Origin of the sequence: Qipengyuania qiaonensis (assembly GCF_019711515.1) — a bacterium.
In the GTDB taxonomy this organism is placed as follows: domain Bacteria; phylum Pseudomonadota; class Alphaproteobacteria; order Sphingomonadales; family Sphingomonadaceae; genus Qipengyuania; species Qipengyuania qiaonensis.
The window spans coordinates 107,586-131,057 of record NZ_JAIGNO010000001.1; the positions used below are offsets into that span (position 1 = coordinate 107,586).

Genomic DNA, 23,472 nt, shown 5'->3' on the forward strand with positions numbered 1-23,472 from the left:
GCTAGTGTCGCAAAAAATACGCCGAATAGGAAGGACGCTAGGGAATGGCCGAGGTCGCCGAACAGAAGAAGATTTCCGCCTGGCGCGTGCTCGGCATGGCGCTCGGCAATCGCAAGACCGGGTTCATGCTGCTGTTCGGCTTCGCCAGCGGGCTGCCCTTCGCCCTGTTTCTGGGCACGTTGTTCGCCTGGCTGACCGAAGCCGAGGTCGACCTGGAAACCATGGGCATCTTCTCGCTCATCGGACTGGCCTATGCCTTCCAATTCCTGTGGTCGCCGCTGATCGACAAGATCGACCTGCCGCTGCTGCGCCAGCTCGGCAAGCGCAAGCAATGGATCATTCCCATGCAACTGCTGCTCGGCGGCATTCTCGTGACTATGAGCCTGCTCGAGCCACGCAGCCAGCTCGGCATGTTCTCGTTGCTTGCGGGCATAGGCGCCTTCGCCAGCGCGACGCAGGACATTGCCATCAACGCCTGGCGCATCGACGTGGCCGATGAGGTGGCGACGATCGATATCCTGTCTACCGTCTACCAGATGGGATATCGGCTGTCCTCGTTGGTGGGCGGAGCGCTCGGCCTGATCATCGCCGCGCGGATCGGCTGGCCGGAGACCTATATGATGATGGGCGGCATATTGCTGTTCGTCGGCGCGGTCGGATTGCTCGCTCCAAATGCCGAGGGAGCAGCGGAAATGACAGAAGGCGATGAACAGGTTCGCGCCTTGCGCAAGGCTGGTGAACTGGTCCCGTCGATCCGCAATCGCGCCCTGATAGCCGTTGGACTGCTGTGGGCCGTGGCCATCGGGGCAGTGCTGGCCTTCATGATCATGTCCATGACCTATGCCCCAGAGGATCGACCCAATCCCACCGAATTCACGCTTACCTGGGGCCCGTGGATCATCGTGGCGACGATCATCCTGCCAGCGCTTATCGCGGGCTGGCTGTCGAGCCAGCAGAAGCAGGGCAAGAACCTGCTTTCCGAGGATGCACCGGCTGCGACGGGTGGATCCTACGCCCTCGATCACCTGTATCGCGCGCTAGTGCTGCCGCTGGTCGAATTCGTCGGCCGGATGGGATGGTCGCTCGTGCTCATCCTTGCGGTGGTTCTGACCTATCGCATCTGCGATGCCATCTGGGGGACTTTCGCCTATCCGTTCTATCTTGGCGAACTCGAATACACCAATGACGACGTCGCCTTTGCGTCCAAGTTCTTCGGGGTGGGGGCCATTATTGCGGGTCTTGCGCTGGGCGGGCTGATGCTGACCACCATCGGGCGGATGGCGACCTTGCTGATCGGCGGTCTGCTCGCCGCGCTGACCAATCTGCTCTATGCCGATATGGCCATCGGCGGAGCGAACATGCAGGCGTTCAGCGACGCAGTCGGCTTCACCTATCTGATCGAGCAGGTGCCGGGGATCGGCGATGCCGATCTTGCCAAGCTGACGATCACCATCGGTTTCGAAAACCTCGCCATCGGCATTGCGGGTGCGGCCTATATCGCCTGGCTGTCCTCGATCGTTTCTAAGAAGTTCAGCGCTGTCCAGTACGCGCTGCTGTCCTCACTTACGCTTCTTGTGGGCACGCTTGGGCGCGGTGCGCTGGGCGAGATGATCGAGAAGCAGGGCTATTACGATGTCTTCATCCTGACGACCTGGATCGGTCTGGCCGCGGCGGTGCTGGTGTGTATCGAATGGTATCGCGAGAGCCGTTCGCGCGCCAATTCGGGCGTGATCGCTCCCGAAGCCGGACAGGCTATGCCCGCCGAATAGTCAAACGGGGAGTTCGCCGTTCAAGCGCAGTACTTCGCCTGCCAGGTAGAGCGAGCCGGAGATCAACACTGGAAGGCCATCCTCGGGTAGTCCCGCCAATGCCGACGATACATCGGCAGCGGCGTTCGCGCTTTTCCCGAATGCGGCGGAACCGTGATGATCGTGGCCGGGCACCGGCACCACCGTGAGGCTGGCTATGCCGTTTCCGAGCGGTACGGTCAGAGCGGCAGGGTTCTTGGCCTCCAGCATGCCGACCACCAGGTGCAGCCTGCGACCGGCGAAGTGTTCGCCGATACGCTCTCCTGCGCTGGGGTTGTGACCGCCGTCCAGCCAGACCTCGCGCTCGCCCGTCAGCGGCCCGGGCGACATGCGCTGGAGTCTCGCGGGCCACGTCGCCTTTGCGGCACCTTCCTTCAGCGCTGCCAGCGGCAGGTCGATCCGGTCCTGGTGGCGGATCATGGCGACGGCGAGGGCGCAATTGGCATATTGGAACACGCCCGGCAGGCCCGGTTGCGGCAGCAGAATCGCACCCTTGGCGTCGCGATAGCCGATCCGGTTACCTGCGGCATGGCCCCAGTGCCACCAGCGCCCTTCGTCGCGCAGCACCGTCCCGGCGCGCTCGACCTGCTCCGCGATGGCAAGGTGTTGCGCCTCGCCGTAGGCCATCGTCACCAGCGGGACGCCCTGCTTGGCGATGCCTGCCTTTTCGAAGGCGATGCGCGACAGCGGCTCGGGAGGCGCACCTTCCTCGGGCGCGAGCAGGAAGCGTTCGTGATCGATACCCAGCGCCGCTATGCCGCATGCCGCCAGTACCTCCGGCCCCAGCACATTGGTCGCGTCGAAGCGGCCGCCGAGGCCGACTTCCACCACGCAGGCATCGGCGGGGACGCGGGCGAATTCGGAGAAGGCGGCCGCGATGGTGATTTCGAAGAAGCTGGGGTTGAGATCCTCGCCGACGTCGAGAACCTCTTCGAGCAGAGCCGCAAGCCGCGCATCGCCGATCAGCTCGCCCGCCACGCGGATGCGCTCGTTATAGCGCACGAGGTGGGGGCTGGTGGTGACATGGACCGCGTATCCCTGCGCCTCCAGCATCGCCCGCAGGAAAGCGCAGGTCGATCCCTTGCCATTCGTCCCGGCGACATGGAACACCGGAGGCAACCGGCGATGCGGATCGCCGAGACGGCCGAGCAGCGCGCGGATCGTGTCGAGCCCGAGCCTGCCATCTGGCACCGAAAGGCGGGCCAGCCGGTCGAGCTGGTCCTGGACCGCCGGACTGTCGGAGCGGGCGAAATCCCGCATGGTGCGGCTCAGGCCGCCTTGGCGGGCGCCAGGTAGTCCAGCAGCGTCGCCAGCGTGTCTTTCAGATCGTGACGGTGGACCACCATGTCGACCATGCCGTGCTGATGCAGATACTCGGCGCGCTGGAAGCCATCGGGCAGCTGTTCGCGGATCGTGTCCTGTATCACGCGTTGTCCGGCAAAGCCGATAAGCGCGCCGGGTTCGGCAATATGGATGTCGCCCAGCATGGCATAGCTCGCCGTGACGCCGCCCGTGGTGGGATCGGTCAGAACGACGATATAGGGCAGCTTCGCCTCTTTCAGGCGGCGCGTCATCACGGTCGCCTTGGGCATCTGCATCAGGCTGAGAATGCCTTCCTGCATGCGCGCGCCGCCCGCCGCCGTGACGACTATATAGGGGCAGTGCCGGGTCAGCGCGCGTTCGGCGCCCTGGCAGAAGGCGGTGCCCACGGCCATGCCCATCGATCCGCCCATGAAGCCGAAATCCTGCACCCCGACGACGACCGGCTTACCCTCGATCGCACCCGACCCGACGAGGAAGGCATCCTTGTGCGGGCTGTTGGCACGCGCCTTCTTCAGGCGATCGGTATATTTCGCCGTGTCGCGGAACTTGAGCGGATCTTCCTTCACATCGGGGATGGGGAGAACCTCATAACCCTTGTCGAGCAATTGCCGCAGGCGTTCGTCCGCACCGATGCGCCCGTGATTGCCGCAGCGCGGACAGACATAGGCGTTCTCTTCGTATTCCTGCGCGAACACCATCTGCTGACAGTTGGGGCACTTGACCCACAGATCCTTGTCGGTGCTGCGCTTCGACAGCGAGGTGATCGAATTGCGGACGCGGGTGAACCAGTTCATGGGGTTGGCCTATAGTCCTGTTGTCACAAACCTCAAATAGACAGTCATTGCGAGGAGCCGATCAGCGAGCGGTGTGCACTGCCCCGGACAGTGCAGCGGTCAGTTCGCGCAGCCGGGCCGGAGCATCCGGTCCATGTTCCGCCACCAGTTCGACCAGCGCCGAGCCGACCACCACGCCATCCGCGACGCGGGCGATCTCGCCCGCCTGTTCGGGCGTGCGCACACCGAAGCCGACCGCGACGGGGATGTCGGTCGCCGCCTTGATGCGCCCGACATTGGCCTCGATCGATTCGATGGCCGCCTGCTGCATGCCGGTAATCCCTGCGACCGCGACGTAGTAGAGGAAGCCTTGCGAACCCTCGACCACGGCGGGCAGTCGCCTGTCGTCGGTCGTCGGCGTGGCGAGACGGATGGGGGCGATCCCGGCAGCGCGCAGCGCGGGGCCGAGCGCGTCGTCTTCCTCGGGCGGGATATCGACGCAGATCACGCCGTCGACGCCCGCGTCTTTCGCGGCGGAAGCGAACCATTCCGGACCGCGCCGGACCATCGGATTGGCATAGCCCATCAGAACCAGCGGCACATCTGCTTGGCGCTGGCGGAACTCCGTGGCGATGCGCAGCACGTCGGCAGTCGTGGTTCCCGCGCCGAGCGAGCGCAGATTGGCCGCCTGGATCGCGGGGCCATCGGCCATGGGGTCGGTAAAGGGCATGCCCAGTTCGATCACATCCGCCCCGCCTTCGACCAGTGCGTCGAGATTGGCCGCCGTGTCGCCGTCGCCTGCGGTCAGGAAGCAGACAAGCGCGGGGTGGGGCTTGGCGAAGGCAGAGGCGAGGCGATTCGGGGTGTTCATGGGGTCAGGTTCGTTCATCTAACTCGGCAGAAGTCTGAGACATGGACCGGGTGTTACACTGTCCAAGTGGGAAAAAGCTGGCGGGGGATGCGATACCGTGAACGGGCTGGTGCATCGGGCGGAAAGGCTGCTGCATGGTGTGGCTTGTGCAATATTATGCCCGTGTAGGACAGGGCTCCACTTTCTTGATGGCCGAGTGCGTCAGCGGGGCGTATCCCCAAGGTAAATCCAGCGCGCGGCGAGGCCCAGTATCGAGGCCATGCCAATAGCGACTGCGACGATCATCAGCCTCGAATCCAGCAAGATGCCGAGCAGGATTGTGCTGGCGAAAGCACATTGCGTGACGATCACGGTTCGCCCGATCCGGCTTTGCCAGCCGGCATGCGCGATCCCGAGGAAACGGACCGCGCTGTCCGAGAGAAGGTAACTGATCACTCCCGCGGTGATGAACACGATCAGCATCAGCAATCCAATGACTCCGATAGCCGAAGTATCGTCGGCACCGATCTTCGCAACGCCGCTGACCCTAGACAGGAGCAATACCAAGGCAATGCTCACATTGAACGCAAAGATGAACCGTATCGCTCTTCTCAAATCTCCACCTCCTGCTTTCCGTTTCCGATCTCGTTACCCCCGGCCTCCAAGCCGGGGTCGTGCTGCACTATGCGCTGCGCCAGAAAAAGCTGGACCCCGGATCAAGTCCGGGGTGACGAGGGATGGGAGTGGCTTGGAGAGGGGAGTCATTTTCTGAACACGGGCCGTATCTTAAAGATCATCGAGCAAATACCGAAGGCGATTGAGAACATAAGGCTAAACCAGAATGCTCTCTCGTACCTGATCTCGCTGCGCAGCAACCAGTCCATGGCAACAGAGCCTGTCATCGCGATTCCGAAGATCATGAAGCTACGCTGCGATGCTTCCCAAGCGTCCATTCGGCGCCAGCCAACGATGTGATCTTGAAGATATTCGCGCTCGCCTTCGTTCACATCTCCACTCCCAGCTTCTCCGCTACGGTGAAGATGTCCTTGTCGCCGCGTCCGCACAGGTTGGCGAGGATCACCGCATCGCGGTCCATGTCTTTCGCCCGTTTCGCTACCGCCGCGATGGCGTGGCTCGGCTCCAGCGCGGGAATGATACCCTCGGTCCGACACAGCAGCTGGAACGCCTCCAGCGCCTCGTCATCGGTCACGGCGGTGTATTCGACGCGGTCCATGTCTTTCAGCCAGGCGTGTTCGGGGCCGATGCCGGGATAGTCCAGCCCGGCGCTGATCGAGTGGCCTTCGGTGATCTGGCCATCCTCGTCCTGCAGCAGATAGGTCTTGTTGCCGTGGAGGACGCCGGGGAAGCCGCCGAGCAGGCTGGCCGCGTGCTGGTCCCCATCGAGGCCGTAGCCCGCTGCCTCGACCCCGAGCATTTTGACGTCGGGATCGTCGAGGAAGGGGTGGAACAGGCCAAGCGCGTTGGAGCCGCCGCCGATCGCCGCCACCAGCAGGTCGGGCAGGCGGCCGATGCGGTCCTGCATCTGCTGGCGGGCTTCCCGGCCGATCACGCTCTGGAAGTCGCGCACCAGCTCCGGATAGGGGTGCGGTCCCGCAGCGGTGCCGATGATGTAGAAGGTGTCGTGGACATTGGCGACCCAGTCGCGCAATCCTTCGTTCATGGCGTCCTTGAGCGTGGCCGCGCCGCTGGTGACGGGCACCACTTCGGCGCCGAGCAGCTTCATGCGGAACACGTTGGGCTGCTGCCGCGCCACGTCGGTCGCGCCCATATAGATGACGCAGGGCAGGCCGAAGCGCGCGCAGACCGTAGCGGTGGCGACGCCGTGCTGGCCCGCGCCGGTTTCCGCGATGATGCGCGTCTTGCCCATGCGCATGGCGAGCAGGATCTGCCCGATGCAATTGTTGATCTTGTGCGCGCCGGTGTGGTTGAGCTCGTCACGCTTTAACCATACCTGCGCCCCGCCGAGCGCTTCGGTCAGCCGTTCCGCGAAATAGAGCGGGCTGGGGCGGCCGACATAATGTTCGAGCAGGTCGTCGAACTGTTTCTTGAAGCTCAAGTCAGCTTGAGCTTTGCGATATTCGCGTTCGAGGTCGAGGATCAGTGGCATCAGCGTTTCGGCGACATAGCGACCGCCGTAATCGCCGAAATGGCCGCGTTCGTCCGGCATGTTGCGGAAGGAGTTGGGATTGGAATCGGTCATCGCGGCTCTCCCATGCCGATGCGCCCCGACGAAGTCGAGACACCTTAGATAAGCTCTCCCGAACCGGCTCTTTCCTCAGGCGGCGCGCACCGCGTTGCAGAAGGCCGCTATTCTATCCGCGTCCTTGACGCCCGGCGCGCTTTCCACACCGCTCGAAGTGTCGACCAGACCGGCACCGGTCGAGGCGATCGCCTGTGCGACATTTTCCGCCGAAAGACCTCCGGCAAGGCCCCAGGGCAGGGCCAGGCGCAGGCCCGACAATAGCGACCAGTCGAAGCGCAAGCCCATTCCGCCGGGCAGGGTTGCGTCCCTCGGTGTCTTGGCGTCGAACAGAATGAAATCGGCGGCTTCGCGATAGAGCGCGGCGCGGGCGACATCGCCCGCATTGCTGACCGGGACGACTTTCCAGACCGGCAAGGCGAAACGCGCGCGGATGGCGGCGCTTCTCTCGGGTGTTTCCTCGCCATGGAGCTGGATTGCGTCGAGCCTGCCGGCCGATATTGCGGCGCCGAGCAGCGCATCGTCGGGATCGACGAACACGCCGACCTTGGCAATCTCCGTTCCGGCTCGACTGGCGAGGCTGGCCGCCATGTCCGGACCGATATGGCGCGGACTGAGCGGAAAGAAGTTGAAGCCCACATATTCCGCCCGCGCGGCGAGAACCGCATCGAGCGTCTCGGGAGTCGTGATCCCGCAGATCTTGATCCGGGTGGTGGGCATGATCCGGTTTCCTAGGGCGCGGTCAGCGGCTTTTCCAGCACTGCGAATTGCAGCGGAGGGTCACGCAGCACCGGGAACGGGCGCGTTTCGCCCGTCCGGCGATATCCGCGCCGTTCATACCAGGCGATAAGCACCTCGCGCTGGGTGATCACTGTCATCTCAATCGCGCCGAGGCCCGAGGAACGCGCATGATCTTCCGCCGCATCGAGCAGTTTGCGCCCCAGCCCAGCCGACTGCAACTGCGGATCGACGCAGAAGGTGCCGAGATAGCCGAGCGTGTCGTCCTTCCGTGTCACCGCCACGCACCCGAGCAGCCGGCTCCAGTCACCGCGCGCGACCAGCAGACCAGTGGTGGGATCGGTCAGCATCGCCTCGATTTCTTTCAGCGATATGCGCTCGTCGTCGAGAATATCGGCTTCATGATTCCAGCCCTGCCGGGCCGTGTCACCGCGATAGGCGCTTTCGACCAGCCGCTTGAGAGCCTTGGCATCGGCGGGCTTCGCCGCCTCGATTGTCGTCAAAGCGTTGCCTCGATATCGCGAGCAGCGCGTGCGGGATCCTCGGCGCGGCTGATCGGGCGGCCGATGACCAGCACGCTGGCGCCGTCGTCGCGCGCCTGACGCGGGGTGACGACGCGCTTCTGATCGCCGATGGCGCTGCCCGCCGGGCGCAGGCCGGGGACGACCAGAAAGCCGTCCTTCCACTGACTGTGGACCGATTTCACTTCCTGTCCCGAACAGACGATCCCGTCGAGCCCCGCATCCTGCGAGAGTTCGGCCAGACGCATCACGTGATCGTGCGCAGTGCCGGCGATGCCCGTGCGTTCGAGATCGCGGCCATCCATGCTGGTCAGCATGGTGACGCCGACCACCTTCGTATTCTCCCCGGCGGCGGCTTTGGCGTCTTCCAGCATCGCCCGCCCGCCGCTGGCATGCACGGTTACGATGCTCGGTTCGAGGACGTGGATCGCCTGCATCGCGCTGGCGACGGTATTGGGAATATCGTGAAGCTTCAGATCGAGAAAGATCGGCAGGCCCAGCTGCCCGATCATGTGCACGCCATGCGCGCCGTGGGCACAGAAGAATTCGAGCCCCAGCTTGATCCCGCCGACATGCTCGCTGACCTTCTTCGCAAGGTCCAGCCCGTCGCGCAGTTGCGGGACGTCTAGGGCGAGATAGATGGGATTGCTCATCAGGAAGGCTTGGGCTCGGGCGTGACGGGGTTATCCGGTTCGGGCGGGAGATCCCGCTGCGGCGGCGAGGTGGGTGCCTCCGGCGAGGGCGTCGGCGTGGGCGCGCTCATCTTCTGGGTCGCGGCTTCCAGCGCGTTGATGCGCCGCGTGGCACGCCATTTGCTCGCGCGGTGCAACAGCCACATGGGCAGCAGGCCGAGCAGGAAGGATATGATGACCAGCGCCGGGAGCTTGGTTTCCAGCACGAGGTTGGACCAGATCTGCACTTCCACCGGCTTCCAGTTGAAGAAGCTGAAGGCCAGTAGCGAAAACAGTAGCAGGACCCAGACGATGGTGCGCACGATCTGCATTGGCGGCTCCCCTTTATGCCTTGTGACGCCTTGCTAGGCCGCGATGCCGCGCACGTCTAGCCGAACACGCGCTCGAAGATCGTGTCGACATGCTTGAAGTGGTATTCGAGATCGAACTTTTCCTTGAGCTGCTCGGCGCCGAGCGCGGCGGTGACTTCCTCGTCCTGCTTGAGCAGGTCGAGCAGCGTGAGCTGGCCGTCCGATTCCCACACTTTCATCGCGTTGCGCTGGACGAGACGATAGGCATCCTCGCGGCTGACGCCATTCTGGGTGAGTGCGAGCAGAACGCGTTGCGAGTGGATGAGCCCGCCCATGCGGTCCATGTTCGCCTGCATTCTTTTGGGATAGACGAGCAGTTTGTCGATCACGCCGGTCAGCCGCGCCAGAGCGAAGTCGAGCGTGATGCAGGCATCGGGGCCGATGAAGCGCTCGACCGAGGAGTGCGAAATATCGCGCTCGTGCCACAGCGCCACATTCTCCAGCGCGGGCAGGGCATAGGCGCGGATCATGCGGGCCTGGCCGGTAAGGTTTTCGGTCAGGATCGGGTTGCGCTTGTGCGGCATGGCGCTCGAGCCCTTCTGGCCGGGCGAGAAATACTCCTCCGCCTCGAGTACCTCGGTGCGCTGGAGGTGGCGAATTTCGACCGCCAGCCGCTCGATCGACCCGGCGATGACCGCGAGCGTCGAAAAGAACATTGCATGCCGATCGCGCGGGATGACCTGCGTCGACACGGGTTCGACCGACAGGCCGAGTTTTTCGGCGACATGCTCCTCGACCTGCGGATCGATATTGGCGAATGTGCCGACCGCCCCCGAGATCGCGCAGGTGGCGATTTCCTCGCGCGCGGCGAGCAGGCGCCGGCGGCAGCGGTCGAATTCTGCATAGGCCTGCGCGAGCTTGAGGCCGAATGTGACCGGTTCGGCGTGAATGCCATGGCTACGCCCGATGGTCGGTGTGTATTTGTGTTCCTCGGCACGCCGCTGGATCGCAGCGAGCAATGCGTCGAGATCGGCCAGCAGGATATCGGCCGAGCGCGCGAGTTGCACCGCCAAAGTGGTATCGAGCACATCGCTCGATGTCATGCCCTGATGCATGAAGCGCGCCTCGTCGCCGACATTTTCCGCGACCCAGGTCAGGAAGGCGATGACGTCGTGCTTGGTCACCGCTTCGATCGCGTCGATGGCCTCGACATCGATCTTCGGATCGGTCGCCCACCAATCCCAGAGTGCCTTGGCAGCACTTCGCGGGACGACGCCGAGCTGGCCCAGCTTTTCGGTCGCATGCGCCTCGATCTCGAACCAGATGCGATACTTCTCCTCCGGCTCCCACAGGGCGGTCATATCGGGGCGGGAATAGCGGGGGACCATGGTGAACTCCGGAATCGGCGGGTAGGTGCGCAGCGCGCTAGGCAAGGCAGCCGCCGGTGGCAAGGCGCTGGCATCTCCTTACCAAGCTGTTCCACTACCGAAACGCATCGATATGCAGCGTATTTCTAGATCAGCCCCTTCGCCCTGAGCGAGACATGGCCTTCGCGGCCGACGATCACGTGATCGTGAACGGTCACGCCAAGCAGCCGCCCGGCCTCCGCAATTCGCGAGGTGATCGCGATATCGGCACGGCTCGGTTCGGGATTGCCGCTCGGGTGGTTGTGCACGAGGATAAGCGCGGTGGCGCCAATGTCGAAGGCCTTGCGGATGACTTCGCGCGGGTGGATCGCCGCCTCGTCGACCGATCCTTCCGCGAAGTGGTGATCCAGGATCAAGCGGTTCTGCGCGTTGAGATACAGTACCCGCACCCGCTCATGCGTCAGATGCGCCATGTCGACGGCAAGATAATCCAGCAGCGCCTGCCAGCTGCCCAGCACGGGTTTGTCCTGCACGGCGCCGCGCGCCATCCGCCGGGTGGCGAGACTGACCGCATAGAGCGCTGCGGCACTCGCCCGACCCATGCCCCTGACCTGCTTCAACGCCTGCGGATCCGCCGCCAGAACGGCCGCGAACGATCCGAAATGGGCAATCAGATTCTTGGCGAGGGGCTTGGTATCCCCCTGCCTGATAGTGGCGAAGAGGAGGAATTCGAGCAGCTCGTAATCGGCCAATGCGTCCGCCCCGCCGGACAGCAGTCGCTCGCGCAATCGCTCGCGATGACCGGCGCCCGCATGGCCCGCTGCCATATTCGATTCCCCCGGCAACCATTCCCCCATACAAGGCGTTACAACCACTTGCATTGCCTTTCCGGGGCTGGTGGCGCAAGTGGGGTTCGATGGAGCGGGATGCTGACGACAATGCCATGGCGGTAAGCGCCGATTCCATCCGGCGTGCCCGCTGGCGCCAGAAGCGCTGGGCGATACCCAGCGTATTGCTCGCGCTTCTGATCGCTGCCGGGATCGCGGTATGGTTCTCGCGCGAGAGCATCGTCGACGATGTCATTCGCGACCAGCTGGAAGCCAACGACATTCCCGCAACCTATACGATAGAACGCGTGGGCGGACTTACGCAGGTCCTGTCCGACGTCGTGATAGGAGACCCGGACGCGCCCGATTTCACCGCCGAGCGAATCGTGTTGCGGCTACGCTATCGGTTCGGCGTGCCGGAAATCGGCGGGGTCACACTGATCGAGCCGCGCATCTACGGCAGTTATCGCGAAGACAAACTCAGTTTCGGTTCGCTCGACAGTCTCATTTTCGCGCCGAGCGAAGAGCCCAGCGGCCTGCCCAATCTCAATATCGCCATTCGCGACGGACGCGGATTGATGGAAACCGATTACGGCCCGGTCGGTCTCAAGATCGTGGGTTCCGGCCTGGTCAGTCACGGCTGGGAAGGGACCCTTGCCGCCATTGCGCCGGGCCTGCGATTCCCGGGCTGCGAAGCGGGTCGAACGACTGCCTATGGCCAGATCACCACTACGTCCGGCGAACCGAGATTTTCCGGCCCGGTTCGCGTGTCGTCGCTGGATTGCGAAGAGCGAGACCTGAACCTTTCCGATTACGCGATGGACCTTACCGTGGCGGCCGACGCGAGGCTCGCGAATCCCTCGCTCGAAGCGCGGCTCGAAGGGGGCAGAACCCGCTACGCCGAGAACTCGGTCGTGGCCCTTCTCGGAACCGTTCGCGCCCAGGTCCGCGACCAGTTGACTACGGCGAGATTTTCACTGGCTGCGCGAGGCGTGGAAACGCCGGCATCGCTCGCCGCGGTCCTGACTGCGGAAGGGCAGGCGCGAGCAAGCGGCGGGTTCGACCGTCTCCAGATCGAGAGCAATCTCGAGGGCAATGGCCTGCGGCTCGGAGAGGATCTGGTCGCGGCGGTCGAAACGCTCGCGCAAACGGGCGAGGGCACGCTGATCGCGCCGCTCACGCGCAAGATGGCGAACGCATTGCAGGCCGAAACGCGAGGTAGTGCGCTTTCCGCGGATTTGCGGTTGAGAATCGATCCTGACGGCTATTCCCTGCTCGCGCCCACGGCGGAACTGCGTGGCGGCAGTGGGGCACGACTGGTGTCGCTCTCCCGCGTCGAAATTGCCGCGCAGGGCGACGGTATGCCGCGTATTGCGGGCAATATAGCTACCGGCGGCACCGGCCTGCCGCGCGTTTCCGGCCGTATGGAACACGGTGAGTCCGGCGGTTCGATATTCCGATTGGCGATGGAGCGGTACGAGGCCGGAGACTCGTCGCTGACAGTGCCGCAGATGATTGTCGCCCAAGGTCGAACCGGTGCGCTCAGCTTCTCGGGCAAGGTGCTGGCCAGCGGACCGCTTCCCGGTGGTTCGGCGACCAATCTGCTGCTGCCGGTCGATGGCGGTTACGACAAGGGCGAGCTCGCCATGTGGCGGTCTTGTGCCGATGTGCGTTTCGATCGCCTCGAAATCGCCAACCTGATGTTCGAGAAGCGGGGGCTTACGCTCTGTCCACCCCGAGGACGTCCGATTCTCAATAGCGGAAATGGCGGACTGCGTATTGCCGCGGGTGCACCTTCTCTCGATCTGCAGGGATATCTGGGTGAGACGCCCATCAGGCTCGCATCCGGACCGATCGGCTTCGCCTATCCCGGTGTCATGACGGCCCGTTCGATCGACGTGTCGCTCGGCCCTCCGGCCACGGCAAGCCGTTTCAGCGTGTCGGGAATCGAAGCGCGGTTGGGTGACGATATCGCCGGGACCTTCACCGGAGCCGACGTAGCCTTGTCTGCGGTTCCGATGAACCTTAACCGGGCCAACGGAAAATGGCGGTTCGCCAATGGTGAGCTGACCATCGACGACGCGGATTTCACACTGGTCGACCGCGAGGACCCGCCAAGATTCGAACCGCTGATGGCGCGCGGTGCCACACTTACGCTTGTCGACAATGTCGTCGATGCCCGCGCCGAGATGCGGCACCCGGCCAGCGATCGGCTCGTGACGATCGTCGATATCCGGCACGACCTCGGAAACGGTTCGGGTCATGCCGAGCTCGATATTCCAGGACTGCAGCTGGACGGCAATTTGCAGCCCGACCGGCTCTCCCGCCTGGCGCTGGGCGTGATTGCCAATGCCGATGGCGTCGTAACCGGGAACGGCCGGATAGACTGGGCCGCTGACGGCACGATAACGAGCAGGGGCGCGTTCTCGAGCGAGGATCTCGATTTCGCGGCGGCCTTCGGACCCGTTACCGGGGCCAGCGGAACTATCGAATTTGTCGATCTGCTCAACCTGACGACGGCATCCGGCCAGAAAATCCGCGTGGCATCGATCAACCCCGGTGTGGAAGTGCTCGATGGCGAGGTAGAGTTCGAATTGCGCAATGGCGAAGTGCTGGCAGTGTCCGGGGGCAGCTGGCCCTTCATGGGCGGGCAACTGATCCTGCGCGACGTCGATCTGAATATCGGCATCAGCGAGGAGCGGCGCTACATCTTCGAGATCGTCGGCCTCGATGCCGCATCGTTCATTGCCCAGATGGAACTCGAGAACATCTCCGCCACCGGCCTGTTCGACGGGACCGTGCCGATCGTGTTCGATGCGCAAGGCAATGGGAGGATCGATACCGGAGTGCTGATTTCGCGACCCCCTGGGGGCAATGTCTCTTATGTCGGGGACCTTACCTACGAAGACCTGTCGCCCATCGCCAACTTCGCCTTCGATGCGCTCAAGAGTCTCGACTATACGCAGATGCGGGTGATCATGGAAGGGCCGCTGACCGGAGAAATCGTTACGCGCGTGCGATTCGATGGAGTGAGCCAGGGCGAGGGGGCCGAATCGAACTTCCTCACCCGGCGCCTCGCGGCATTGCCGCTGCAGTTCCGGATCAATATCAAGGCGCAGTTCTATCAGTTGATGACCAGCCTGAAATCGCTCTACGATCCGGCGGCCGTGCGGGATCCGCGCGAACTGGGCCTGCTGTCGGACGATGGAACGCGTTTCCTGCGCCGATCGATCACCGGCGAGGAAGCCGAACCCGATATCGATCCGGAAGACGTCATTCCGGATGAACCCACCATTCAGGAGCAGGAAAGCGAGTGAGGGCTATGAACCATGTCAAATTGACCGGGAGGATGGCTGCCGCCATGCTTGCCACAGTCGCGCTTGGGGGGTGCATCACAGTCAATGCGCCCGAAGAGCCGATCGTGATCGAGCTTAACGTCAACATCCGCCAGGAAGTGATCTACCGGCTCGCGGAGGATGCGGGCAATACGATCGAGGACAATGCGGATATCTTCTGAGGGGTGACATGATGAACAAGGTAAGGAAATCGGTGCTGGCGGCTGTGGCCCTTGCGACCGCCCTGGGCGGTTTCGCCGCCCCGGCATTCGCGCAGCGCGATCCGGCCTATGCCGCGGCCCGCTCGGCGGGTGAGATCGGTGAAAAGATGGATGGCTATATCGGTATCGTCGGCGCGGAAACGCCGGCGCTGCGCAAGATAGTGAACGACATCAACATCAAGCGTCGCGCGGTCTATTCGGAGCGTGCCAAGGCCAACAACGCCACGCTCGAGGAATATGCGTTGACCGCCGGTTGCCAAGCGATTTCGGCGACCAAGGCAGGCGAGAAGTATCAGGCGCCCGATGGTAGCTGGCAGACGCGTGGCGGGGGTGCACCGCAGCGCGATTCCCGCTGTCCGTAATATCGCCTTCCCGCTCTTGTTCGAAGCCTCTCGGCCCATATCCGGGCTTGAGAGGCTTTTTTGCGACATGGTGGCGGTTTCCGGTCCTTCCTCTTGTTGACTCGCCAGACCCCCCCTTCTAAGGGGGCGGCGCCCTTGGCGGGCAAGTCCCTGCGCGTGCCGCGCAACCCCCTTTACAGGAGCATGGCATGAGCGATGACGAACCCGCACGGGAACCTATCGAGGAGGATGCGCGGATCGACGCGCTGGAAAAGCGGCTCGCAGCCGCCCAGCAGCGCGAAGAACAGCGTAACCGCCCCAAGGCCTCCGGTTCCGATGCGAACTATCGCAGCGGCAACCGGGTTCTTGCGGATCTTCTTGGCGGGATTCTCGGCGGTGCGGTCATCGGTTATGCCATTGGCTATTTCACCGGGACCAACCCCTGGGGTCTGTTGGTCGGCCTGTTCCTCGGAATTGTGGTCGCCTTCAGGAACATTATCCGTGCGGCAAACCAACGCCCCGACGAATGATCCCTTTGCGGGGCTTCCGGGGCGTTAGTTACAGGATCTAGGGACTAGACAGACGTGGCAGCCGAGCAGGCCAAAGTCGATCCGATGCATCAGTTTACCATCGAACCGCTGGCCGGTTCGGGGGGCTGGGAACTCGCAGGCTACAACATCGCCTTCACCAATTCCGCGCTGTGGATGCTGATCACCACGGTGGTCCTCTTCCTCTTCGTGCTGGGCGGCATGAAGCGCGAACTGGTGCCCGGGCGCTGGCAGATGACGGTCGAAACCTTCACCGGCTTCATCGACAACATGCTCGAAGCCAATATCGGTCAGGCGGGCCACAAGTACGTGCCCTACGTCTTCAGCCTGTTCATGTTCATTCTGTTTGCCAATATCCTGGGCTTGCTGCCGCTGGGCGTGATCGGGCTGCACCCGTTCACCTTTACCAGCCACTTCACCGTCACCGGCGTGCTCGCGATCATAAGCTTCGCGATCGTTCTGCTGGTGGGCTTCTGGAAGCATGGCCTGCACTTCTTCAGCCTGTTCGTGCCGCATGGCACGCCGCTGCCGATGATCCCGATCATCGCGCCGATCGAGTTCATCTCGTTCATGGTGCGCCCGTTCAGCCTCGGCCTGCGTCTCTTCGTCGCCATGATGGCCGGCCACGTCCTGCTCGAAGTGTTGTCGAGCTTCGTGATCGACGGCACCAATGCCGGATTGCTGTGGGGCGGCGTCGTCGGCCTGCCCAGCTTCATCCTGATGATCGGCATCTGCGCGCTGGAACTGCTGGTTGCCGGCATCCAGGCCTATGTCTTCGCTCTTCTGACGTCGCTGTACATCAACGACGCCGAAAACCTTCACTAAGTCTTCAATCTTACACGTTTTTCCAAAGGAGTTTGTCATGGAAATGGAAGCTGCAAAGCTCATCGGTGCTGGCCTCGCTGCAATCGGTGCCGGTATGGCCGCGATCGGCGTGGGTAACGTCTTCGGTTCGTTCCTCGAAAGCGCGCTGCGCAATCCGGGTGCTGCCGACGGCCAGCAGGGCCGCCTGTTCATCGGCTTCGCCGCTGCCGAACTTCTCGGCCTGCTGGCGTTCGTCGTTGCCATGATCCTGATCTTCGTCGCCTGATCGACGCAATCGGATTTGAGCCGGCCGGGATAAGCCCGGTCGGCCCACGAATTTTCGTACTCGCCTTTCGAGAGCTGCAATGCCCCAGATAGCACAGCTTGCCGAAACATGGTCCAGCCAGGTCTTCTGGCTGCTGGTCTTCTTCGGCACCACCTTCTTCGTCATCGGTCGTGGCATGGTGCCCAGGGTGATGGCAACCGTCGCCCAGCGTGACGGCCAGATCGCCGCCGACCTCGCCGCTGCCAAGGCCGCGCGCGACGCTGCCGACGAGCAGGAAGAAGCCTGGCGAGTGCGCGAGAACGAAAACCGCGCCTCGGCACAGGCGATCGTTGCCAAGGCCAAGGACGAAGCTGCCGCCAAGTCCGAAAGCAAGCTTAAAGCCGCGCAGACACGGCTCGACAAGAAGCTGGCCGACGCCGAAACCCGCATCGCCGAAGCACGCCGTGCCGCGCTCGCCGAAGTGGAATCGGTCGCTGTCGAGGCCGCTCAGGATATCGTTTCCCGCCTCGCCGGGGCCAAGGTGACGAAGCCCGCCGCGACCAAGGCGGTGAAGGAGGCGATGAGCCATGGCTAATGCTACCCCCGAAGTCTTCGCCACCGAAGCTGCCGAAGTCTTCGTCGAGGAAGGCCATGGCGGTGCGCCGACACACGCCGAACCCGAATTGTTCGGCCTTGCACCGTTCCAGATCGTTTCGGTCGCAATGTTCGTCCTGCTGCTGATCGCCTTCTTCGGTGCCAAGGTTCACAAGACCATCGCCGGCGGCCTCGACAGCAAGATCGCCGCGATCAAGGAACAACTCGACGAGGCCAAGCAGTTGCGGGCCGAAGCCGAAGCGCTGCGCAAGGAATATGCCGACAAGATCGCCGGGGCCGAGAAGGACGCCGAAGCGATGCTTGCCAATGCCCAGCACGAAGCCGATGCGATCCTTGAGAAGGCGGAAGCCGACAGCAAGGCGATGGTCGAGCGCCGCAAGCGCATGGCCGAAGACAAGATTTCCGCTGCCGAACGCGAAGCGGTCGAGGATGTCCGCAACCGCGCCGTCAACGCTGCGACTACGGCCAGTCGCAAGCTGATTGCCGAGACGCACGATGCCGAAGCCGACAAGGCGCTGGCAGACAAGGTGATCGCGGGGATCTGATCCGCGGCCATCGAGAAGCATTCGAGAAGGCGGTCCTGTGGGCCGCCTTTTTCGATTCAGGGTTCGAGCACGATCTTGCCGACGATCTCGCCGCGCTGCATCGTCTCGAATGCCTCGCGCCAGGAGGCGAGGGGAAGGGTGCGGTCGACATGCGGCACGATCCGTCCTTCGTAGGCCAGCCGATCGATCGCATCGGCAATCCGGTCGCCCCGTTCGGGGAAGCGCCGCGCATATTCTCCGGCCCTCACGCCGACGACCGAAAATCCTTTGATCAGCGGTATGTTCACCGCGATTTCCGGGATACGGCCCGAGACGAAGCCTACCACCAGCAGTTTCCCGCCGAAAGTGACGCAGCGCGTGCTTTCGTCGAACACGTCTCCGCCAATTGGGTCGTAGACGAGATCGCAGAGCCGACCATCCGTCAGTTCGGCAACCTCTTCCCGGAAACGCCCGGTGTTGAGTATCACCGCATCGGGTTTGGCGATCCGGCGCAGGGGTTCGATCTTGTCTTCGCGGTGCGTCGCCGCGATGACCCGTGCCCCCGATGCGCGCGCAAGGTCGCAGGCGGCAAGACCCACCCCGCCGCTCGCGCCGTGGACGAGGATAGTCTGGCCCGCTTCCAGCCCGCCGATCTCGACCAGCGTGACATAGGCCGTGTGGTACGCCGCTCCCATTGCAGCCGCCGTTGCGAAGCCCATCCCTTCCGGCATCTTCCGCAGCGAGGCGGCGGGTAGGGCGACATATTCGGCAAAGGCACCGGTCTTGGCGCCGCCGCGCACCCGGTCGCCAGGAACAAGGCCACTATTTCCGGTAGCCTCGACCACCTCGCCTGCCATTTCGAGGCCGGATACGAAGGGCGCTTCCGGTTTGAACTGATACTTGCCCTGCGTCATCAGCAGGTCCGGGAAATTCAGAGATGCCGCGCGTACGCGGACCAGCACTTCGCCCGCAGGCTGGTCGATGTCGGCCAGTTCGACACCGGAGAGATCGGGCGATAGCCGATGGACCAGGACGGCTTTCATCTCAGTTGAATATCGTCAGATCGAGCGGTTCTGACTGGCCGAACCAGATGACGTATCGGGTGTGATCGGCGAGATCGTCGCCGCTCAGGCCATGCGCGAATATCGTCAGGCCACCGCGCGCCTTGGGCGCCCAGGAGGCGAACTTTTCGAACTGCTCCGGTCTGAGCGTTAATTGGCACGATCCGCGGGGATGAGGGCCAACCGGGGTTGTATGAAAATGGCCGACGGGTACGCCGAATTCGTTTTTCGCGGCATCAGCGAAGGCGCGTGCCGTGTCCAGTTCGTCCGGGTCGAAATAGATGTGGGCGTGATAGCCGCGGATAGCCACGATCAGAAATTTTCTTTGGCTGCACGCAGGGCGGCGAAGGTTTCCGATGGGCTGTTGCCGCCCCAGCGATCGCGCATATAGGCCTTGTCGGCGCGCAGGAACGGGTTCGTTTCGAGCTCGCGCGAGAGGATCGTCGGCACGGTAGGCTCACCCCTGGCGCGCTTTTCGTCGATGCGGGCGGCATAGAGCTTCAGTTCGGCATTGTCGGGATCGGCATGCAGCGCGAACTTCGCATTGGCCTGCGTGTATTCGTGCGCGCAATAGAGCATCGTGTTGTCGGGCAAGCGGCGAATGCGATCGAGGCTGTTCCAGAACTGTTCGGGCTCGCCTTCGAACATCCGCCCGCAGCCCAGCGCGAACACGCTGTCACCGACAAAGGCCATGTCCGCATCGGCGAGATGATAGGCGATATGGCCATTGGTATGGCCCGACACATCGATCACCCGGGCCTTCCACTCGCCCAGCGAAACGCTGTCGCCATTGCCGACAACGCGATTGATCGGGCTGAGCTTCTCCACCTCCTGCGGCGCGACAATCGTCGCACCGGTCGCTTCGACAATGGCTGTGTTTCCGCCGGCGTGGTCGGGATGCCAGTGCGTGTTCCAGATCTGGGTGATCGTCCAGCCCCTGGCCTCGGCCTGTTTCAGATATTCCGCACCGTCCGGTGTATCGATCGCGGCGGTTTCACCGCTGGCCGGATCGTGAAGGAGGTATCCGTAATTGTCGGACAGGCACGGGAACTGATGGACTTCGAGCATGCGAGGCAATGTAGGTTGCCTTGCGCGTATAGGAAAGGCCCGCCTGCTCGGGTGAGCAAGCGGGCCTTTCGCTATTCGTCGTCCCAGCAAAAGCCGGGATCGCTGTCGGCAGCTTCGAGCCTGTCGGCCCGCGATCCCGGATCAAGTCCGGGATGACGCTGCGGCAGGCGCCCGCTTCGCAGGCGCCAACCTGTTACCGTCAGTCTTCCTTCTTCTTCAGCGCTTCGCCGAGGATGTCGCCGAGCGAGGCACCCGAATCCGACGAACCGAACTGAGCCACCGCTTCCTTCTCTTCGGCGATCTGACGCGCCTTGATCGAGAAGTTCGGCTTCTTCGAACGATCGAAGCCGATGACCAGTGCATCGACCTTGCCGCCGACCTGGAAGCGGTCGGGGCGCTGTTCGTCGCGGTCGCGACCGAGGTCGCTGCGCTTGATGAAGCCGGTCGCACCATCTTCGCCGACCTGCACTTCGAGACCGCCATCGCGGACTTCGAGAACGGTGACGGTGACGGTTTCGCCCTTGCGGAGGGATCCGGAAGCACCCGCTTCGGTCGGGGCGCCCTTTTCGAGCTGCTTCATGCCGAGGCTGATGCGTTCCTTGTCGGTGTCGACATCGAGCACGACGGCGTCCACCTGCTCGCCCTTGCGGTGCAGGGCGAGGGCGTCTTCACCCGAGATACCCCAGGCGATGTCCGACATGTGGACCATGCCGTCCACGTCGCCGTCGAGGCCGATGAACAGGCCGAATTCGGTCGCGTTCTTGACTTCGCCGGTGACCTTCGAGCCAACCGGATGCTTCTCGGCGAACTCTTCCCACGGATTGCGCTGGGCCTGCTTGAGGCCGAGCGAGATGCGGCGCTTCTCGCTGTCGACTTCGAGGACCATGACTTCGACTTCCTGCGAGGTCGAGACGATCTTGCCTGGGTGAACGTTCTTCTTGGTCCAGCTCATTTCCGAAACGTGGACCAGGCCTTCGATGCCCGGTTCGATTTCGACGAAGGCGCCGTATTCGGTGATGTTGGTGACGGTGCCCGTCATCTTCATGCCGATCGGGTACTTGGCGGCCACGCCGTCCCACGGATCGCTTTCGAGCTGCTTCATGCCGAGGCTGATGCGCTGCGTATCTTCGTTGATGCGGATGATCTGGACGGTCACGGTCTGGCCGATTTCGATCATCTCGCTCGGGTGGTTGACGCGCTTGTAGCTCATGTCGGTGACATGGAGCAGGCCGTCGATGCCGCCGAGGTCGACGAAAGCACCGTAGTCGGTGATGTTCTTGACGACACCGTCGATCACTTCGCCTTCGGCCAGCTTGTCGATCAGTTCGCTGCGCTGTTCTGCGCGGGTTTCTTCGAGAACCGCACGGCGCGAGACGACGATGTTACCGCGACGACGGTCCATCTTGAGGATCTGGAAGGGCTGGGCCATGTCCATCAGCGGGCCAACGTCGCGCACCGGGCGGATATCGACCTGCGAGCCGGGGAGGAAGGCCACGGCACCGTCGAGATCGACGGTAAAGCCGCCCTTGACGCGGCCGAAGATGCGGCCTTCGACGCGCTTGCCTTCGCCGAATTCGCTTTCGAGCTTGTCCCAGGCGGCTTCGCGGCGGGCGCGGTCGCGGCTGAGCATGGCTTCGCCTTCGGCGTTCTCGACGCGATCGACGAAGACTTCGACTTCGTCACCGACCGCGGGTGCGGTTTCGGTTTCGGAGCGCTGGAATTCCTTGAGATCGACGCGGCCTTCGCTTTTCAGGCCGACATCGATGTGTGCCATACCGTTTTCGATGGCGGTGACGGTGCCCTTGACGACGCGGCCTTCGAAGCCGCCATCATCTGCACCGCCCAGTTGCTCGTCGAGCATTTTCGCGAAATCGTCGCGAGTGGGGTTGGCTGCAGTTGCCATGTGTGTGTAGTCCTAACGTTCGTTTTGCTACCGGCCACCGGTTTTCCCGGGGTCTTTACCCGTCTCTGCGCACCATTACGCAGGCCAACGGGGCAAGAGGGCCGACGCCGCGCGGGGCCGGATGCCGTCGCACGGGTCCTATCAATCGACAGATTGGGAGAACGGGCGCGCACATAGGCGAAGGGCATGCGAAAAGCAAGCGATTTGCAAGCGCCGCGCCGGAGACATGGACCGCCTGTTACACTGTCCAGAGCGGAAAAAACCGCCTTGGCGTTCGGCGCGAAGAAACAGCGGAATCAAGCGTGTTTTGTCGGGTGAGGAAGTGCGCATCGCATTGCCGTGCCACACCGGCATCACTGTAGGAAAGGCCACGCGGTGCAACCCGCCCCTTAGCCCTTATGCAGCATCGCCACGTCGCAGCGTTCGTATCGCACGCCATATTGTTCCATGATCCCGCGATCGTGTTCGAAGCCGAGCTTCTCGTAGAGGTGGATGGCAGAGGCACATATGCTGTTGGTGAGGAGATAGAGCTTCTCGGCACCGAGACCGTGGGCGCGTTCGATCATTTTGGAGAGCAGGAATTCGCCCGCTTTCAGCCCGCGGGCGCTTTCGCGCACGCCCATCTTGGTCAGTTCGAAAGCGCCGGGGCCGGTTTTCTGGAGGGCGCAGGTGCCCACGATGCCGAGACCCGCCGCCTCGACGAAGAGGATATCGCCGCCGGGGTCGATGATGCGCTGCTGCGGATTCTCGAGCACGTCGCGGTCGGTTTCCTCGAGCGTGAACATCTAGTCGATCCATTCGCGGTTGATGTCGTGGAATTCGCGGGCAAGGGCAGACGAATACTCGCGCAGGGTGAGGGGGCGGGGATGCGATCGGGCGGCGCGATCGGCGATGGATGCTTCGGCGAGCGCCTGTTCGATAATGGCGAGCTGATGGAGGAAATCGCCATCGACCCGGGCGAGGATCTCCTCTGCCGCCGATCCGACCCTGGGCCATACGTCCGTCGCGATCCTGTGCGCCATGCGCTCGCCCTGTACGGTCAGCGCGATCAGGCGGCTGCGCTGATCGTCGCATGCCTCGTCGGTGGCGAGGCCGAGTTTCTTCAACTGGCCCACGGTGCGCGTCATTCCGGGCTGGCTGGTGCCGCTCGCCTCGGCCAGTTGACCGACTGTCTTGGGACCGGTCCGCAATGCAGCCATGGCAGCCATATGGCCCGGTTGCAGCGGTATGCCGGCATCGGTCAATACGCTGGCAGCGCCCGCCTGCATGCGTTCGCCCAGCCGCTTCAAGCGAGTGGCAAGAAACGCCGGTCCCATCTGAGCCACCACATCGACCATCCGAATCTCCATAACGTGATATATAACACGATATGGAACT

The 23,472-nt window shown here is 63.2% G+C and carries 27 protein-coding genes; 9 read left to right on the plus strand and 18 right to left on the minus strand.

The window, feature by feature from the left end:
- Positions 1–44: 44 nt before the first annotated feature.
- Positions 45–1,769, plus strand: a complete 1,725-nt coding sequence (locus K3174_RS00505; protein ID WP_221554889.1) for an AmpG family muropeptide MFS transporter — start codon at positions 45–47, stop codon at positions 1,767–1,769.
- Here K3174_RS00505 and K3174_RS00510 read toward each other — a convergent pair whose 3' ends face one another.
- From K3174_RS00510 to radC, 12 genes are all read right to left on the minus strand, one after another.
- On the minus strand, positions 1,770–3,068 hold the full coding sequence (locus K3174_RS00510) for a bifunctional folylpolyglutamate synthase/dihydrofolate synthase (protein WP_221554890.1): 1,299 nt from the start codon (positions 3,066–3,068) through the stop codon (positions 1,770–1,772).
- An 8-nt stretch (positions 3,069–3,076) separates the two neighbouring features.
- Positions 3,077–3,925: an acetyl-CoA carboxylase, carboxyltransferase subunit beta gene (gene accD, locus K3174_RS00515; RefSeq protein WP_221554891.1), complete on the minus strand. Its 849-nt coding sequence runs from the start codon at positions 3,923–3,925 to the stop codon at positions 3,077–3,079.
- A gap of 61 nt (positions 3,926–3,986) precedes the next feature.
- Entirely contained in the window at positions 3,987–4,775 is a 789-nt protein-coding gene (gene trpA / locus K3174_RS00520; RefSeq protein WP_221554892.1) for a tryptophan synthase subunit alpha, read from the minus strand.
- 201 nt (positions 4,776–4,976) lie between these two features.
- The gene (locus K3174_RS00525) at positions 4,977–5,333 is read right to left on the minus strand and encodes a hypothetical protein (RefSeq protein ID WP_221554893.1); all 357 of its coding nucleotides are present in this window, start codon (positions 5,331–5,333) and stop codon (positions 4,977–4,979) included.
- 182 nt (positions 5,334–5,515) lie between these two features.
- Positions 5,516–5,761: a hypothetical protein gene (locus tag K3174_RS00530; RefSeq protein WP_221554894.1), complete on the minus strand. Its 246-nt coding sequence runs from the start codon at positions 5,759–5,761 to the stop codon at positions 5,516–5,518.
- Complete coding sequence (gene trpB / locus K3174_RS00535; RefSeq protein ID WP_221554895.1) at positions 5,758–6,975, minus strand: tryptophan synthase subunit beta; 1,218 nt, start codon at positions 6,973–6,975, stop codon at positions 5,758–5,760. The genes K3174_RS00530 and trpB overlap by 4 nt, the downstream gene beginning before the upstream one ends.
- A gap of 75 nt (positions 6,976–7,050) precedes the next feature.
- Positions 7,051–7,695, minus strand: coding sequence for a phosphoribosylanthranilate isomerase (locus tag K3174_RS00540; protein ID WP_221554896.1), 645 nt, complete (start codon positions 7,693–7,695; stop codon positions 7,051–7,053).
- Between the two features lie 11 nt (positions 7,696–7,706).
- Positions 7,707–8,216: a GNAT family N-acetyltransferase gene (locus K3174_RS00545; RefSeq protein ID WP_247711790.1), complete on the minus strand. Its 510-nt coding sequence runs from the start codon at positions 8,214–8,216 to the stop codon at positions 7,707–7,709.
- A complete protein-coding gene (gene pyrF / locus K3174_RS00550) occupies positions 8,213–8,887 on the minus strand; it encodes an orotidine-5'-phosphate decarboxylase (RefSeq protein ID WP_221554897.1) in 675 nt (224 codons plus the stop codon). The genes K3174_RS00545 and pyrF overlap by 4 nt, the downstream gene beginning before the upstream one ends.
- Positions 8,887–9,237, minus strand: coding sequence for a DUF1049 domain-containing protein (locus K3174_RS00555; RefSeq protein ID WP_221554898.1), 351 nt, complete (start codon positions 9,235–9,237; stop codon positions 8,887–8,889). The genes pyrF and K3174_RS00555 overlap by 1 nt, the downstream gene beginning before the upstream one ends.
- A gap of 56 nt (positions 9,238–9,293) precedes the next feature.
- Positions 9,294–10,604 (minus strand): adenylosuccinate lyase, encoded by a 1,311-nt coding sequence (gene purB / locus K3174_RS00560; protein ID WP_221555377.1) that lies wholly within the window; start codon positions 10,602–10,604, stop codon positions 9,294–9,296.
- Between the two features lie 125 nt (positions 10,605–10,729).
- The gene (gene radC / locus K3174_RS00565) at positions 10,730–11,410 is read right to left on the minus strand and encodes a RadC family protein (RefSeq protein WP_345719548.1); all 681 of its coding nucleotides are present in this window, start codon (positions 11,408–11,410) and stop codon (positions 10,730–10,732) included.
- Positions 11,411–11,499: 89 nt separating this feature from the next.
- Between radC and K3174_RS00570 the strand changes: the two genes are divergently transcribed.
- From K3174_RS00570 to K3174_RS00605, 8 genes are all read left to right on the plus strand, one after another.
- Positions 11,500–14,727, plus strand: coding sequence for an intermembrane phospholipid transport protein YdbH family protein (locus K3174_RS00570; RefSeq protein WP_247711791.1), 3,228 nt, complete (start codon positions 11,500–11,502; stop codon positions 14,725–14,727).
- Between the two features lie 5 nt (positions 14,728–14,732).
- Positions 14,733–14,927 (plus strand): YnbE family lipoprotein, encoded by a 195-nt coding sequence (locus tag K3174_RS00575; RefSeq protein WP_247711792.1) that lies wholly within the window; start codon positions 14,733–14,735, stop codon positions 14,925–14,927.
- Between the two features lie 8 nt (positions 14,928–14,935).
- Complete coding sequence (locus tag K3174_RS00580; protein ID WP_221554900.1) at positions 14,936–15,328, plus strand: YdbL family probable chaperone protein; 393 nt, start codon at positions 14,936–14,938, stop codon at positions 15,326–15,328.
- 188 nt (positions 15,329–15,516) lie between these two features.
- Positions 15,517–15,837 carry an AtpZ/AtpI family protein gene (locus K3174_RS00585; RefSeq protein WP_221554901.1) on the plus strand — a complete coding sequence of 107 codons (321 nt, stop codon included), beginning with the start codon at positions 15,517–15,519 and terminating at the stop codon, positions 15,835–15,837.
- A gap of 54 nt (positions 15,838–15,891) precedes the next feature.
- Positions 15,892–16,680 carry a F0F1 ATP synthase subunit A gene (locus K3174_RS00590; protein WP_345719549.1) on the plus strand — a complete coding sequence of 263 codons (789 nt, stop codon included), beginning with the start codon at positions 15,892–15,894 and terminating at the stop codon, positions 16,678–16,680.
- Positions 16,681–16,717: 37 nt separating this feature from the next.
- Complete coding sequence (locus K3174_RS00595; protein WP_006832363.1) at positions 16,718–16,945, plus strand: F0F1 ATP synthase subunit C; 228 nt, start codon at positions 16,718–16,720, stop codon at positions 16,943–16,945.
- A 79-nt stretch (positions 16,946–17,024) separates the two neighbouring features.
- Complete coding sequence (locus tag K3174_RS00600) at positions 17,025–17,519, plus strand: F0F1 ATP synthase subunit B family protein (protein ID WP_221554902.1); 495 nt, start codon at positions 17,025–17,027, stop codon at positions 17,517–17,519.
- Positions 17,512–18,084, plus strand: coding sequence for a F0F1 ATP synthase subunit B family protein (locus K3174_RS00605; RefSeq protein WP_221554903.1), 573 nt, complete (start codon positions 17,512–17,514; stop codon positions 18,082–18,084). Before K3174_RS00600 ends, K3174_RS00605 begins: the two co-directional genes overlap by 8 nt.
- 56 nt (positions 18,085–18,140) lie before the next feature.
- On the opposite strand, the gene K3174_RS00610 is transcribed toward K3174_RS00605, so the two are convergent.
- The 6 genes from K3174_RS00610 to K3174_RS16770 all read right to left on the minus strand — a co-directional run bounded on the left by K3174_RS00610 (position 18,141) and on the right by K3174_RS16770 (position 23,444).
- Positions 18,141–19,106, minus strand: coding sequence for an NADPH:quinone oxidoreductase family protein (locus tag K3174_RS00610; RefSeq protein WP_221554904.1), 966 nt, complete (start codon positions 19,104–19,106; stop codon positions 18,141–18,143).
- Between the two features lies 1 nt (position 19,107).
- Positions 19,108–19,434, minus strand: coding sequence for a DOPA 4,5-dioxygenase family protein (locus K3174_RS00615; protein WP_345719550.1), 327 nt, complete (start codon positions 19,432–19,434; stop codon positions 19,108–19,110).
- Positions 19,435–19,436: 2 nt separating this feature from the next.
- A complete protein-coding gene (gloB, locus tag K3174_RS00620; RefSeq protein ID WP_221554905.1) occupies positions 19,437–20,192 on the minus strand; it encodes a hydroxyacylglutathione hydrolase in 756 nt (251 codons plus the stop codon).
- 199 nt (positions 20,193–20,391) lie between these two features.
- Positions 20,392–22,095 (minus strand): 30S ribosomal protein S1, encoded by a 1,704-nt coding sequence (gene rpsA, locus K3174_RS00625; protein WP_221554906.1) that lies wholly within the window; start codon positions 22,093–22,095, stop codon positions 20,392–20,394.
- Positions 22,096–22,484: 389 nt separating this feature from the next.
- Positions 22,485–22,880 carry a GNAT family N-acetyltransferase gene (locus tag K3174_RS16765; protein WP_247711793.1) on the minus strand — a complete coding sequence of 132 codons (396 nt, stop codon included), beginning with the start codon at positions 22,878–22,880 and terminating at the stop codon, positions 22,485–22,487.
- Positions 22,881–23,444, minus strand: a complete 564-nt coding sequence (locus K3174_RS16770) for a MarR family winged helix-turn-helix transcriptional regulator (protein WP_247711794.1) — start codon at positions 23,442–23,444, stop codon at positions 22,881–22,883.
- Between the last annotated feature and the right edge of the window lie 28 nt (positions 23,445–23,472).

Bases quoted from the DNA above. Each gene is read 5' to 3' on its own strand.
- gloB (WP_221554905.1), bottom strand. From the start codon at position 20,192: ATGCTCGAAGTCCATCAGTTCCCGTGCCTGTCCGACAATTACGGATAC.
- K3174_RS16770 (WP_247711794.1), bottom strand. From the start codon at position 23,444: ATGGAGATTCGGATGGTCGATGTGGTGGCTCAGATGGGACCGGCGTTT.
- K3174_RS00555 (WP_221554898.1), bottom strand. From the start codon at position 9,237: ATGCAGATCGTGCGCACCATCGTCTGGGTCCTGCTACTGTTTTCGCTA.
- K3174_RS00505 (WP_221554889.1), top strand. From the start codon at position 45: ATGGCCGAGGTCGCCGAACAGAAGAAGATTTCCGCCTGGCGCGTGCTC.
- rpsA (WP_221554906.1), bottom strand. From the start codon at position 22,095: ATGGCAACTGCAGCCAACCCCACTCGCGACGATTTCGCGAAAATGCTC.
- K3174_RS00570 (WP_247711791.1), top strand. From the start codon at position 11,500: ATGGAGCGGGATGCTGACGACAATGCCATGGCGGTAAGCGCCGATTCC.
- K3174_RS00595 (WP_006832363.1), top strand. From the start codon at position 16,718: ATGGAAATGGAAGCTGCAAAGCTCATCGGTGCTGGCCTCGCTGCAATC.
- trpB (WP_221554895.1), bottom strand. From the start codon at position 6,975: ATGACCGATTCCAATCCCAACTCCTTCCGCAACATGCCGGACGAACGC.
- purB (WP_221555377.1), bottom strand. From the start codon at position 10,604: ATGGTCCCCCGCTATTCCCGCCCCGATATGACCGCCCTGTGGGAGCCG.
- radC (WP_345719548.1), bottom strand. From the start codon at position 11,410: ATGGCAGCGGGCCATGCGGGCGCCGGTCATCGCGAGCGATTGCGCGAG.
- K3174_RS00585 (WP_221554901.1), top strand. From the start codon at position 15,517: ATGAGCGATGACGAACCCGCACGGGAACCTATCGAGGAGGATGCGCGG.
- K3174_RS00510 (WP_221554890.1), bottom strand. From the start codon at position 3,068: ATGCGGGATTTCGCCCGCTCCGACAGTCCGGCGGTCCAGGACCAGCTC.
- accD (WP_221554891.1), bottom strand. From the start codon at position 3,925: ATGAACTGGTTCACCCGCGTCCGCAATTCGATCACCTCGCTGTCGAAG.
- K3174_RS00605 (WP_221554903.1), top strand. From the start codon at position 17,512: ATGGCTAATGCTACCCCCGAAGTCTTCGCCACCGAAGCTGCCGAAGTC.
- pyrF (WP_221554897.1), bottom strand. From the start codon at position 8,887: ATGAGCAATCCCATCTATCTCGCCCTAGACGTCCCGCAACTGCGCGAC.
- K3174_RS00575 (WP_247711792.1), top strand. From the start codon at position 14,733: ATGAACCATGTCAAATTGACCGGGAGGATGGCTGCCGCCATGCTTGCC.
- K3174_RS16765 (WP_247711793.1), bottom strand. From the start codon at position 22,880: ATGTTCACGCTCGAGGAAACCGACCGCGACGTGCTCGAGAATCCGCAG.
- K3174_RS00580 (WP_221554900.1), top strand. From the start codon at position 14,936: ATGATGAACAAGGTAAGGAAATCGGTGCTGGCGGCTGTGGCCCTTGCG.
- K3174_RS00600 (WP_221554902.1), top strand. From the start codon at position 17,025: ATGCCCCAGATAGCACAGCTTGCCGAAACATGGTCCAGCCAGGTCTTC.
- K3174_RS00610 (WP_221554904.1), bottom strand. From the start codon at position 19,106: ATGAAAGCCGTCCTGGTCCATCGGCTATCGCCCGATCTCTCCGGTGTC.
- trpA (WP_221554892.1), bottom strand. From the start codon at position 4,775: ATGAACACCCCGAATCGCCTCGCCTCTGCCTTCGCCAAGCCCCACCCC.
- K3174_RS00540 (WP_221554896.1), bottom strand. From the start codon at position 7,695: ATGCCCACCACCCGGATCAAGATCTGCGGGATCACGACTCCCGAGACG.